Below are 13,571 nucleotides of genomic sequence, written 5' to 3'. Positions count from 1 at the left end.
TAACGATAACGCGGCAAGTCTGGCACCCCGCTGCGCTCTCAAGTTCATCGCGAGCAAGCTCGCTCCTACAGGGGATATCGGCGTATCAAATATCCCGTTTCAGCTTAGCCCCAGCTCACGCCAGATCCGCATGACCTGCCGCCGTTCGTCCGCGAACTGGTCGCCCGGAATCACCCCCGGGTCCTTCTGCAAGGCCTGCCGGTGGGCGGCGGAACGGTACGCTTTATACGCTTCACGCAACAGGCTGGCATCTTCGACGGGCATCAGCCCTTCATGCTCAAGCTCTTCCAGAATGCGGATGTTGTCCGTCCAGCGCAGCAATGGCGGGTGTGTTTCGGACCACGCCAGGGCCGCGTATTGCACCATAAATTCAATATCGACGATACCTCCGGCGTCCTGCTTGATATCGAACGGCGCCGTAGCTTCGAAGGCATTTGCCCCGGTGCCGGCCGCGGTGCTCTTGCTGCCCAGGTTATCGCGCATCTTGGCGCGCATCTCGCTGACCTCCTGGCGCAGGGTTGGCAGGTCACGCGTCTTGCCCAATATCGCAGCACGGACTTTCTCGAAGGCCTGGCCGACATCCTGACTGCCCACCAACACCCGCGCCCGCACCAGCGCCTGGTGCTCCCAGGTCCAGGCTTCGTTCTCCTGATAACGGGCAAACGCCCCCAGGGAACTCACCAGCAAGCCCGACGCACCGGAAGGCCGCAGGCGCATGTCCACTTCATACAGCTGCCCGGAGTTGGTCTGCGCCGTCAGCAAGTGAATGATCCGCTGCCCCAGCCGGGTGAAAAATTGCGCGCCGTCGATGGGTTTGACGCCATCGGTTTCAGCCTGCGGATCGCCGTCGTGGATGAACACCAGGTCCAGGTCCGAACCATGCCCGAGTTCCAGGCCGCCGACTTTTCCATAACCGACAATGATGAAGCCGGGATCGCACAAGGTGCCATCGGTGCGCAGCGGTGTGCCGTACTTGGCCACCGTTTGCCTCCAGGTCAGCGCCAGCACTTGTTCCAGGATCGCCTCGGCGAGCCAGGTCAGGTAATCGCTGACTTTCATCAGCGGCAGGCTGCCGGCGATTTCCGAGGCGGCTACCCGCAAGCGGTGCGCCAGCTTGAAATGGCGCAGGGCTTCCATTTGCTGCTCGAGGTCGTCCTCGGGAATCCGTGTCAGACGCTCGCGCAATTCGGCGGCCAGTTCTGGCGCCAGTGGCGGCTTGAACAGTCGGCCTTCATTGAGCAATTCGTCGAGCAGCAGCGGAAAACGGGTAATTTGCTCGGCGATCCACGGGCTCGCCGCGCACAGCGTCAGCAATCGCCGCAACGCACTGGGGTTCTCGGTCAACAGCACCAGGTACGCCGAACGACGGGCCACGGCTTCGACCAGTGGCAGCACTCGTTCCAACACCAGGTCCGGATTGTCATGCTCCACGGCCTGTGCCAGCAATCGCGGAATAAAAGCATCGAGACGTTCGCGCCCCAGACGCTGCATCGCCCTCAATTGTGGACTGCCGCGCAAACCGGCCAGGGCTCTCAAGGCCTCTGGGGCATCCTTGAAACCGCCCTCTTCCAGTTGGCGGCAGGCGGCCTCATCGTCCTGGGCCTCTTCCCACAGCGGCAACCACTCACCGCCGACCACCACTTCGCTTTCGGCGCCCAGCTCTTCATCGGGATCGGCGATCACCTGCCCGAAGTGCCAGGCAATACGGCCGCGCCAATACATCAGCTGTTCGTGGAACGCCGTCCAGTTGGCGAAACCCAGCATAAAGGCAATGCGCGCCTGATCCTGCTCGCCATCGGGCAACATTTGCGTCTGGCGATCGGCAATCGCCTGAATCGCGTGTTCGGTGTAACGCAGGAATTCGTAACCTTCACGCATTTCGCTGATCACGGCCGGCGGCAGATAACCCTGACCTTCCAGCGTGCTCAGCACCTTTAATAGTGGGCGCTGCTGCAAGCTCAGATCACGGCCGCCATGGATCAGCTGGAATGCCTGGGCAATGAACTCGACTTCACGAATACCGCCGGAGCCGAGCTTGATGTTATCGGCCATGCCCTTGCGCCGCACTTCCTGCTGGATCAGCTGCTTCATGGTGCGCAGCGCTTCGATGGCGGAAAAATCCAGGTAACGCCGGTAAACGAACGGGCGCAGCATCTCTTGCAGCTGCGCGCCGGCGACCTGATCGCCGGCCACCACCCGCGACTTGATCATCGCGTAGCGTTCCCAGTCGCGACCCTGGTCCTGGTAATACTGCTCCAGCGCGTTGAAGCTCAGCACCAGTGCGCCCGCCGAACCGTAAGGACGCAAGCGCATGTCGACGCGGAATACGAAGCCGTCGACGGTCATCGGGTCCAGGGCCTTGATCAGTCGCTGGCCCAGACGAATGAAGAACTCCTGATTATCCAGCGGGCGTTTGACGCCGACGGTTTCACCACCCTCGGGATAGGCGAAAATCAGGTCGATGTCCGACGACAGGTTCAGCTCCACGGCGCCGAGCTTGCCCATGCCGAGAACGACCATCTGCTGCGGCTCGCCGCTGCGCCGCCCGGTCGGCACGCCGAACTGCTGGCAATGGCGCAGGTACAACCATTGATAGGCCTGATCGATGCTGGCATCGGCCATGTCCGAAAGGTCGCGGCAGGTCTGGATCAAATCGGCCTGGCGGGTCAGGTCGCGCCAGATGATCCGCACCTGATGGCGGGCTCGCTGGCGACGCAAGGCGCGGCCAAGCTGATCGTCGGTCTCGGCCACGCTCACGGCCGCCGCGATCTGCCCGCATAACTCACCGGGGGCGAAGCGGCGGTCCAGTTCGCCGGACTGCACCAGCCCCAGCAACATCAAAGGGTCACGAACACACTGTTCAATCACGAAATCGCTGGCGGCGGTGACGCGGGCAAATTGCGCCCAGCGCTCCGGCGTCCAGGCAGACAGACCGTGGTCATCGTCCAAGGCAGCGACGGCAGCCCGGAACGACTGCTCGGCGCGGGTGACAAACGGCAGGAGAATGGCGGGCAGTTCAGCAAGCGAAGGGAGGCTCATGGTCTATCCTTGATCGGCGTACAACGGACTGCATGTAGTGGTTTTCGAAAACCCACTACCTGAGGGAGTGTCGAACAAAAGTTAGAAATAGCTGAAATTTCTTTAATTTTGGCAGCCAGCATCAAGCTTTTACCTTTTGTAGTTGGAAAAAGACCAACCTTAACGATTATTCTCACAACGCAGCCGGGGGCCACAAGCCGCTCTTCTGTAGTTTTACTACTCGTATATACATTAGCCGGGCTGAAATGCCGGAAGATTTGTAGTAAAACTACACGCCGCCGGAACAACCTGTCGGCAATCCAAGAATTCATAACGTCTGCCCACAAGGCCAGTCGCTAACTCAGGCAACCGATTCTGGTAGCCTTTCCGCCCTGGAGCAAGCCATGCAAGACCTCGATCCCGTCGAAACCCAGGAATGGCTGGACGCCCTGGAATCGGTTCTCGACAAAGAAGGCGAAGACCGTGCTCACTATCTGATGACCCGTATGGGTGAACTGGCGACCCGCAGCGGTTCGCAGTTGCCTTACGCCATCACCACGCCTTACCGCAACACCATCCCGGTAACCCACGAAGCACGCATGCCTGGCGACCTGTTCATGGAACGCCGCATTCGCTCGCTGGTACGCTGGAACGCGATGGCCATGGTAATGCGTACGAACCTGAAGGATTCCGACCTCGGCGGTCACATCTCCAGCTTCGCTTCCAGTGCGACCCTGTATGACATCGGCTTCAACTACTTCTTCCAGGCCCCGACCGAAGAACACGGCGGCGACCTGATCTACTTCCAGGGCCACACCTCGCCAGGCGTTTACGCCCGCGCATTCATGGAAGGCCGCATCACCGAAGACCAGATGAACAACTTCCGCCAGGAAGTCGACGGTCAGGGCCTGTCGTCCTACCCGCACCCTTGGCTGATGCCTGACTTCTGGCAGTTCCCGACCGTATCCATGGGTCTGGGCCCGATCCAGGCGATCTACCAGGCACGCTTCATGAAGTACCTGGAACACCGCGGCTTCATCCAGCCAGGCAAACAGAAAGTCTGGTGCTTCCTGGGCGACGGCGAGTGCGACGAGCCGGAATCCCTGGGCGCTATCTCCCTGGCCGGCCGCGAAAAGCTGGACAACCTGATCTTCGTCATCAACTGCAACCTGCAGCGCCTCGACGGCCCGGTTCGCGGCAACGGCAAGATCATCCAGGAACTCGAAGGCGTGTTCCGCGGTGCTCAGTGGAACGTGACCAAAGTCATCTGGGGCCGTTTCTGGGACCCACTGCTGGCCAAGGACGTCGACGGCATCCTGCAACGCCGCATGGATGAAGTCATCGACGGCGAGTACCAGAACTACAAAGCCAAAGACGGCGCGTTCGTTCGCGAACACTTCTTCAACACGCCAGAACTCAAGGCGATGGTCGAAGACCTGTCCGACGACGAGATCTGGAAGCTCAACCGTGGTGGCCACGACCCGTACAAGGTCTACGCGGCGTACCACGAAGCGGTCAACCACAAAGAACAACCGACCGTCATCCTGGCCAAGACCATCAAGGGTTATGGCACCGGTGCCGGCGAAGCGAAGAACACTGCGCACAACACCAAGAAGGTCGATGTCGAAAGCCTGAAGTTGTTCCGCGACCGCTTCGACATCCCGGTCAAGGACGACGAGCTGGAAAACCTGCCATTCTTCAAACCGGAAGCAGGCAGCGCCGAAGCCCGTTACCTGAGCGAACGTCGTACCGCACTGGGCGGCTTCGTACCTCAGCGTCGCGCCAAGAGCTTCAACATCCCGACTCCGCCACTGGACACCCTCAAGGCGATCCTGGACGGCTCGGGCGACCGCGAAATCTCCACCACCATGGCCTTCGTGCGGATCCTCGCGCAACTGGTCAAGGACAAGGAAATCGGTCCGCGCATCGTGCCGATCATCCCGGACGAAGCCCGTACCTTCGGTATGGAAGGCATGTTCCGCCAACTGGGCATCTACTCCTCCGTCGGCCAGCTCTACGAGCCAGTCGATAAAGACCAGGTGATGTTCTACAAGGAAGACCAGAAGGGCCAGATCCTCGAAGAAGGCATCAACGAAGCGGGCGCCATGAGCTCCTTCATCGCTGCCGGTACTTCGTACTCCAGCCACAACCAGCCGATGCTGCCGTTCTACATCTTCTACTCGATGTTCGGCTTCCAGCGTATCGGCGACCTGGCCTGGGCCGCTGGCGACAGCCGCACCCGTGGCTTCCTGATCGGCGGCACCGCCGGCCGTACCACCCTGAACGGTGAAGGCCTGCAACACGAAGACGGTCACAGCCACCTGCTGGCCGCGACCATCCCGAACTGCCGCACCTACGATCCAACCTACGGCTACGAGCTGGCGGTGATCATTCAGGACGGCATGAAGAAGATGACCGAAGAGCAACAGGACGTCTTCTACTACATCACCGTGATGAACGAGTCGTACCAGCAGCCAGCCATGCCGGCCGGTGCCGAAGAAGGCATCAAGAAAGGCATGTACCTGCTCGAAGAAGACAACCGCGAAGCGGCGCACCACGTTCAGCTGATGGGCTCCGGCACCATCCTGCGTGAAGTCCGTGAAGCAGCGAAGATCCTGCGCGAAGAGTTCAACGTCGGCGCCGACGTGTGGAGCGTTACCAGCTTCAACGAACTGCGTCGCGACGGCCTGGCCGTTGAGCGCACCAACCGTCTGCACCCTGGCCAGAAGCCTAAGCTGAGCTACGTCGAAGAGTGCCTGAACGGCCGCAAAGGTCCGGTCATCGCCTCTACCGACTACATGAAACTGTTCGCCGAGCAGATCCGTCAGTGGGTACCGTCCAAGGAATTCAAAGTCCTGGGCACCGACGGTTTCGGCCGCAGCGACAGCCGCAAGAAACTGCGTCATTTCTTCGAAGTCGACCGTCATTTCGTGGTGTTGGCAGCCCTGGAAGCACTGGCTGACCGTGGCGACATCGAACCTAAAGTGGTGGCCGAGGCCATCGCCAAGTTCGGTATCAACCCGGAAAAACGCAACCCACTGGACTGCTGAGGAGAGATTTTGTGAGCGAACTCATTCGCGTACCTGACATCGGCAGCGGTGAAGGTGAAGTAATTGAACTGTTTGTGAAGGTCGGCGACCGTATCGAAGCCGACCAGAGCATCCTGACGCTGGAATCGGACAAGGCGAGCATGGAAGTGCCTGCGCCGAAGGCCGGTATCATCAAGAGCCTGAAAGTGAAGCTGGGCGATCGCCTGAAAGAAGGCGACGAACTGCTGGAGCTGGAAGTCGAAGGTGCCGCTGCTGCGGCTCCTGCGGCAGCCGCTGCGCCAGCCGCTGCGCCAGCCGCCAAGGCTGAAGCCAAACCGGCTGCTGCGCCTGCCGCCGCCCCTGCTCCTGCTGCGCCGGCTGCTGCCAGCGTTCAGCAGGTGCACGTGCCGGACATCGGTTCGTCGGGCAAGGCCCAGATCATCGAGATCCAGGTCAAGGTCGGCGACACCGTCGCGGCTGATCAATCGCTGATCACCCTGGAGTCCGACAAGGCGAGCATGGAAATCCCGTCGCCTGCCGCTGGCGTGGTCAAGGCCATCAGCGTCAAGCTCAACGACGAAGTCGGCACCGGCGACCTGATCCTGGACCTGGAAGTGGCGGGTGCTGCTGCACCGGCTGCTGCTCCGGCCCAGGCTGCCGCCGCTGCGCCTGCCCCTGCCGCTGCGGCACCGGCTGCTCCAGTGGCCGACAGCGTTCAGGACATCCACGTTCCGGACATCGGTTCTTCAGGCAAGGCCAAGATCATCGAAGTCCTGGTCAAGGCCGGCGACACCGTTGTGGCCGACCAGTCGCTGATCACCCTGGAATCCGACAAGGCGAGCATGGAAATCCCCTCGCCAGCCGCTGGCGTGGTGGAAAGCGTTTCCATCAAGCTCGATGACGAAGTCGGTACCGGCGACCTGATCCTCAAGCTGAAAGTCAAAGGCGCCGCTCCGGCCGCTGCACCGGCGCCTGCCGCTGCTGCTCCGAGCGCACCGGCTCCAGCTGCTGCTCCTACCGCCGCCGCTGCACCTGCTGCTGCGCCGGTCGCCGCGCCAGCCAAGCCTGGTGCAAAAGTTCACGCCGGCCCTGCCGTGCGTCAACTGGCCCGTGAATTCGGCGTCGAGCTGAACGCCGTTGGCGCCAGCGGTCCGCACGGTCGCATCCTGAAGGAAGACGTGCAGGTTTACGTCAAGGCCATGATGCAGAAGGCCAAGGAAGCACCGGCCGCTGCTACCGGCGCAAACGGTGGCGCGGGCATCCCGCCGATTCCGGTCGTGGACTTCAGCCGCTTCGGTGAAATCGAAGAAGTGCCGATGACCCGCCTGATGCAGGTCGGCGCCGCCAACCTGCACCGCAGCTGGCTGAACGTGCCGCACGTGACGCAATTCGACTCGGCGGATATCACCGAACTCGAAGCGTTCCGTGTTGCCCAGAAAGCCGTTGCAGAGAAGGCCGGCGTCAAGCTGACCGTGCTGCCATTGCTGCTCAAGACCTGCGCACACCTGCTCAAGGAACTGCCGGACTTCAACAGCTCGCTGGCGCCCAGCGGCAAAGCGATCATCCGCAAGAAATACGTGAACATCGGCTTCGCCGTCGACACCCCGGATGGCCTGCTGGTGCCGGTCATCAAGAACGTCGACCAGAAGAGCCTGCTGCAACTGGCCGCCGAGGCTGCTTCCCTGGCTGAAAAAGCCCGGACCAAGAAGCTCTCGTCGGACGAGATGCAAGGCGCCTGCTTCACCATTTCCAGCCTCGGCCACATTGGCGGCACCGGCTTCACGCCGATCGTCAACGCGCCGGAAGTGGCGATCCTCGGTGTTTCCAAGGCAACCATCCAGCCAGTCTGGGACGGTAAAGCCTTCCAGCCGAAACTGATGCTGCCACTGTCGCTGTCCTACGATCACCGTGTGATCAACGGCGCCGCTGCTGCACGCTTCACCAAGCGTCTGAGCGATCTGCTGGGCGACATCCGCACCATGCTCCTGTAACACCGACCGGCCCTCCTTCACCGGAGGGCCAGTTGCGTTCCACGTTTCCGAGCGCCACGCTCGTACCTCAACCCCGCCAATTTGGCGGGGCTTTTTTTGCCTGATGTTTTACTTAAAACGTCTTCCTACATTTGTGGCTGATATCGCCCACAACTCGAATCCATTTCTGCCAGATATTTTTTCGGGCCAAATAACTAGCCTTGGCTGCAAGTCTACTTATTACATCCGAAACAACCATCTAACCAATTCACAAGCAGCCGAATGGATTCAAACATGCTTAAACCAACTGCCGGCCCGATTATTGGCCACATCACAACTAATCACGCGCGTATTTTCTTGCGCGGCGAACACAATAAAAACACGTTGGTATTTGCCGGCATCCGTTATAGACGACAAGGCGAAGACCAATGGTCAACAGGCAACTTTGCGAAACTCGAACCCGAGCGCGACATGTGCGAAGTCTTTGCACTAAACAACCTGTCCGCCGACTCCGACTATGAGTATCAGGCGGGGTGGTTCAGCCCGATAAGTCCGGTGCACACCATCGACACGGTGAATGAACTGCCGCTGCAATGGCCACGGCAGGTTTATCACCTGCGGACCCGTTCCAGCCAGGCCGGCCTGCCAAAGGCCTACATTGTCGGTTCCTGCCGATACTTGCGCATAACCGCAGGTATCGCATCGGCCCCTCACCTGGGCGACAGAATCTTCGCTTCAATTTCACGCCTGGTGGAGCAAGCCAGTCCTCCCGTCAGTGCGCTGGTGATGACGGGCGACCAAATCTATGTCGATGATTTGAACATCATTGCCCCGGATCGGGAACTCAAGGAAATCCTGCATAAATATCGTGTGGCGTTTTCGCAGATAAATATCGCCAGATTAATGTCCAGCCTGTCCACTTACATGATCCTTGACGACCATGAAATAGAAGACAATTGGCCCGCCAACAAGAGCAAGTCCGATGACTACTTATATGCAAACGCGATCAGGGCCTATGAGTTGTATCAGGCCAGCCATAGTCCAGCTCATGCACTCACCGATGATGGACTTGTAAATAAACGACTGGACAAATACTGGTATCAATTTAATGAAGGCGATATCGAATGGTTTGTGACCGACAGTCGAACCCGACGCAATCTGTCGACCACTGACCGACGCATTCTTGATACAGCCCAGGAACAGGCCTTGTGCGACTGGCTGATCCACAGCCCGGCGCGGGTCAAATTCGTGGTCACCAGTGTCATGTTCTACCCTGACCAAAAACGCTCGGATGATGACGCCTGGCAGGCCTTCCCCGAACAACGGCTGCGGTTGCTGGAGACCATTCGCACACACCGCATCACGAACGTCGTGTTCATTTCCGGTGATGTTCACGGTTCGCTGACCAGCCGGTTGACCCACAGCGAGGACCCGGACTTCGAAGTCCACACCATCGTCTCGTCACCGCTGTGCAACAGCAGAATGTTGCCCTATGCCACGGCTTCCACGTTCGCCCTCGATCAACCCTTGGTCCGCACCGCCTCCGGCGACTATCGGCATGAGCTGACCAGCAACGTGATCAGCCAGGATAACTTTGCCCACCTGGTCGTCGATGCCGGGCAGCTCCAGGTGAATTATCACGACCGGGAGGGCAAGCTTTTGCAGTCCATTGGCATCCCGATTCGCTGACCCGGAAACAGATCGCAGTCATTTGCAATACTTGCAAAACTGCGATTTTTCGGCGAATAGCGATACTTTTTACCACCGACTGAAGAAAACCCGTCGTCTGCCGACATATTCTTATAGCACTTGGCCTTCATCTCTCTTGTCAGTCGGTGTCGCAATGATGCAACCTTGCCGCAGGCAACAGTAAAGAGGGCGAGAGCCCGGCGCGTTCAGCATATTCGAAGCGAGTTTCCCTCCATGAAAAGCCAACCCGATGCCGCCAGCCGTATGGTGGCCGAGGTAGTGACGCAGTTGCCTGTGCCCTCGCGGCTCGGCATGCTGCGTTTCGAACGGCTTAATGAACCCAGTTGGGCGCTGCTGTTTCTCGATCCCAATTGCGAACGCCAGTTCGGCCTGCCCGCCGTTGAGCTGTGTGCGCTGGTGGGTTCGCCCTACGCCAGCCTGATGGAGCCGCAAGCGCGCTATCAACTGCACGACGCGATCCAGCAACAGCTGACTGAAAGCACGCACTACCTGATCCGCTACACCCTGCACACCGCCTCTGGCTCCCTGAGCCTGCTGGAGCTGGGCGAAGCCTACAAACAACACAATCGACATCTGTTGCGCGGCTACCTGCTGGTCATCGACGGCCTGTTCAAAGACGACCCGCTGCAACCGGCCCTGGATCTGGAAACCCAGAACTCGCGCCTGCAAATCGCCCTGGAACTCAATCAGCGTGCCCAACAGGAACAACTGCTGCATCTGGACCGGGTGCGCGCCCAGCAGGACTTGATCCTGCTGCTCACCCGTCAACGCTACAGCAGCAACAACTCCTTGCGCGAAGCCGCCGAGCTGATCACCCGCAGCGCCTGCGACATCTACGAAATCGACAGCGCCAGCCTGTGGCACCTCGAAGGCTCGATGCTGGTGCCGATCTCGGCCTATCACCGCACGAGTCAGGAATACCTGCTGCCGCAACCGATCGACGTCAGCGTGTTCCCCGACTACCTCGACGCCCTGCACACCGGCCGCGCCATCGACGCCCATAACGCCATGCGCGACCCGCGCACCCGGGAGATGGCCGAAAGCCTGCGCCCGCGCGACGTCAACGCAATGCTCGACGCCAGCATCCGCGTCGATGGCCAGGTGGTCGGCGTTTTGTGCCTGGAGCAAACCGGGGCGACCCGCGCCTGGCAGTCGGATGAAATCGCCTTCGCCGGAGAACTGGCGGACCAGTTTGCCCAGGTCATCAGCAACCACAACCGGCGAACCGCCACCAGCGCCCTGCACCTGTTCCAGCGCGCGGTCGAACAAAGTGCGAACGCCTTTTTGCTGGTCAACTGCGATGGCGTGGTGGAATACGTCAACCCGAGCTTCACCGCAATCACCCAATATTCCACCGAAGAAGTGCACGGCCAGCGTCTGTCAGAACTGCCAGCCCTGGAGAACCTCAGCGAACTGCTGTTCGACGCGCCTTCAGCACTTGCCAAGAGCAACAGTTGGCAGGGCGAATTCAAAAGCCGCCGCAAAAACCTCGAACCCTACTGGGGCCAGTTGTCGATCTCCAAGGTTTACGGCGACAACCGCGAGCTGACGCACTACATCGGCATCTACGAAGACATCACCCAAACCAAGCTCGCCCAGCAACGTATCGAGCGCCTGGCCTATACCGACAACCTGACCAACCTCGGCAACCGCCCGGCGTTCATCCGCAACCTCGATGAACGTTTCGCCCGGGACAGCGACGCACCGATCAGCCTGTTGCTGGTGGACATCGACAACTTCAAGCGGATCAACGACAGCCTCGGCCACCAGACCGGCGACAAACTGCTGATCAGCCTGGCCCGGCGCCTGCGCAACAGCCTGATCCCTAGCGGCAGCCTGGCGCGATTCGCCAGTAACGAATTCGCCGTATTGCTGGACGACAGCGACCTCACGGAGGGCCAGCAAGTGGCCAACCAGTTGCTGGCGACCCTCGACAAACCGATGTTCGTCGACAACCAGTTGATCAGCGTCACCGGCTCCGTGGGCCTGGCCTGCGCACCGCTGCACGGGCGCGACCCGCAAACCCTGATGCGCAACGCCGGGTTGGCGCTGCACAAGGCCAAGGCCAACGGCAAACACCAGGTGCAAGTGTTCACCGAAGCGCTGAACGCCGAGGCCAGCTACAAACTGTTCGTCGAAAACAACCTGCGCCGCGCCCTGACCCAGAACGAACTCGACGTGTTCTATCAGCCAAAACTGTGCCTGCGCAGTGGTCGCCTATTGGGCATGGAAGCACTGCTGCGCTGGGACCATCCGGAAAAGGGCATGATCCGCCCGGACCAGTTCATCAGCGTCGCCGAAGAAACCGGGCTGATCATTCCGATCGGCAAATGGATCGCCCGCCAGGCCTGCCGCATGAGCAAAGCCCTGACCGCCGCCGGCCTGGGCAACCTGCAAGTGGCGATCAACCTGTCGCCCAAGCAGTTCTCCGACCCGGACCTGGTCGCCTCCATTGCCAACATCCTCAAGGAAGAAGCCCTGCCGGCTTATTTGCTGGAGCTGGAGCTGACCGAAGGCCTGCTGCTGGAAGCCACCGAAGACACCCACTTGCAGCTCGACCAGCTCAAACGCCTGGGCCTGACCCTGGCCATGGACGACTTCGGCACCGGTTACTCGTCGCTCAGTTACTTGAAAAAATTCCCCATCGACATCATCAAGATCGATCGAAGCTTCATCCACGAAATCCCGGACAACCAGGACGACATGGAAATCACCTCCGCGGTGATCGCCATGGCCCACAACCTGAAGCTCAAGGTCGTGGCCGAAGGCATCGAAACCGCCGAGCAGTTGTCGTTCCTGCGCCGTCACCGCTGCGACGTCGGCCAGGGCTACCTGTTCGACCGTCCGATCCCGGGCAACGAGCTGATCGACAAGCTCAAACGCTACCCGCGCGGCCCAATCGCCTGACAAACACAGAATCTGCGGCGGACACAGATTCTGTGGCAGGCAAAGAACCTGTGGGAGCGAGCTTGCTCGCGATAGCGGTGGATCAGTCGACATTGATACTGAAAGTTATGCCCTCATCGCGAGCAAGCTCGCTCCCACAAGGTAGTGCGTATCGGGCAGGTATTGGGCACACTGACAGCCTGTTTATTTACAACCCAACCTGACTGAGAGGACTGATCATGGTTCTGCGCTCGGAAATTCTGGTGAACAAAAACGTGCTCCCGACTAAAGAACAAGCTCTGCCCGGAAGCGAAACCGCGATGACCCTGCCTGAAAAGCACTTCGTGTTTAAAGACACCCCCTTGCTCGGCCCGTTCTTCGAAGACGTCGACTTCGCGATCTTCGGCCTCGGCTGCTTCTGGGGTGCGGAACGCCGCTTCTGGCAGCGTGAAGGAGTGGTCAGCACCGTGGTCGGTTACGCCGGCGGTTTCACGCCGAACCCGACCTACGAAGAAGTCTGCTCGGGCCTGACCGGCCACACCGAAGTGGTGCTGGTGGTGTACGACAAGGCCAAGGTCAGATACGAAGAACTGCTGGCGATGTTCTGGGAATTGCACAACCCGACGCAAGGCATGCGCCAGGGCAATGACATCGGCACCCAGTACCGCTCGGCGATCTACGCCACCAGCCCGGAACAACTGGACGCGGCGCTCAAGAGCAAGGAAACCTACCAAGCCGAGCTGTCCAAGGCTGGTCTCGGTGAAATCAGCACCGAAATCGACCAGGCCCCGACCGTCTACTTTGCCGAGGCGTATCACCAGCAATACCTGGCGAAAAACCCGGAAGGCTATTGCGGCATTGGTGGTACCGGCGTGACCTGCCCGATTTAATCGGTCAACAAACCTGTAGGAGCGAGCTTGCTCGCGATGGTCGTTAACGATAGCGCGTACTTTCTGAT

At 60.0% G+C, this 13,571-nt stretch carries 6 protein-coding genes; 5 read left to right on the top strand and 1 reads right to left on the bottom strand.

All coding sequences use genetic code 11. From position 1 onward, the window contains the following. Positions 1-99: 99 nt before the first annotated feature. A complete protein-coding gene (gene glnE, locus AC3ITA_RS02180; RefSeq protein WP_489279291.1) occupies positions 100-3,039 on the bottom strand; it encodes a bifunctional [glutamate--ammonia ligase]-adenylyl-L-tyrosine phosphorylase/[glutamate--ammonia-ligase] adenylyltransferase in 2,940 nt (979 codons plus the stop codon). A gap of 383 nt (positions 3,040-3,422) precedes the next feature. Here glnE and aceE point away from each other — a divergent pair, with 383 nt between their 5' ends. From aceE to msrA, 5 genes are all read left to right on the top strand, one after another. Next, a complete protein-coding gene (aceE, locus tag AC3ITA_RS02175) occupies positions 3,423-6,068 on the top strand; it encodes a pyruvate dehydrogenase (acetyl-transferring), homodimeric type (RefSeq protein ID WP_095943218.1) in 2,646 nt (881 codons plus the stop codon). A gap of 11 nt (positions 6,069-6,079) precedes the next feature. After that, the gene (gene aceF, locus AC3ITA_RS02170; protein ID WP_489279290.1) at positions 6,080-8,038 is read left to right on the top strand and encodes a dihydrolipoyllysine-residue acetyltransferase; all 1,959 of its coding nucleotides are present in this window, start codon (positions 6,080-6,082) and stop codon (positions 8,036-8,038) included. 273 nt (positions 8,039-8,311) lie between these two features. Beyond that, on the top strand, positions 8,312-9,706 hold the full coding sequence (locus tag AC3ITA_RS02165) for an alkaline phosphatase D family protein (protein WP_489279289.1): 1,395 nt from the start codon (positions 8,312-8,314) through the stop codon (positions 9,704-9,706). A 234-nt stretch (positions 9,707-9,940) separates the two neighbouring features. Continuing rightward, positions 9,941-12,634 (top strand): putative bifunctional diguanylate cyclase/phosphodiesterase, encoded by a 2,694-nt coding sequence (locus AC3ITA_RS02160; RefSeq protein WP_489279287.1) that lies wholly within the window; start codon positions 9,941-9,943, stop codon positions 12,632-12,634. Between the two features lie 218 nt (positions 12,635-12,852). Next, positions 12,853-13,503 (top strand): peptide-methionine (S)-S-oxide reductase MsrA, encoded by a 651-nt coding sequence (msrA, locus tag AC3ITA_RS02155; RefSeq protein ID WP_489279286.1) that lies wholly within the window; start codon positions 12,853-12,855, stop codon positions 13,501-13,503. Positions 13,504-13,571: the final 68 nt, after the last annotated feature.

Source organism: Pseudomonas sp. GL_090, assembly GCF_057837765.1.
This window is presented reverse-complemented; position numbering and strand designations above follow the sequence as displayed.

Bases quoted from the DNA above. Each gene is read 5' to 3' on its own strand.
- glnE (WP_489279291.1), bottom strand. From the start codon at position 3,039: ATGAGCCTCCCTTCGCTTGCTGAACTGCCCGCCATTCTCCTGCCGTTT.
- aceE (WP_095943218.1), top strand. From the start codon at position 3,423: ATGCAAGACCTCGATCCCGTCGAAACCCAGGAATGGCTGGACGCCCTG.
- AC3ITA_RS02165 (WP_489279289.1), top strand. From the start codon at position 8,312: ATGCTTAAACCAACTGCCGGCCCGATTATTGGCCACATCACAACTAAT.
- AC3ITA_RS02160 (WP_489279287.1), top strand. From the start codon at position 9,941: ATGAAAAGCCAACCCGATGCCGCCAGCCGTATGGTGGCCGAGGTAGTG.
- msrA (WP_489279286.1), top strand. From the start codon at position 12,853: ATGGTTCTGCGCTCGGAAATTCTGGTGAACAAAAACGTGCTCCCGACT.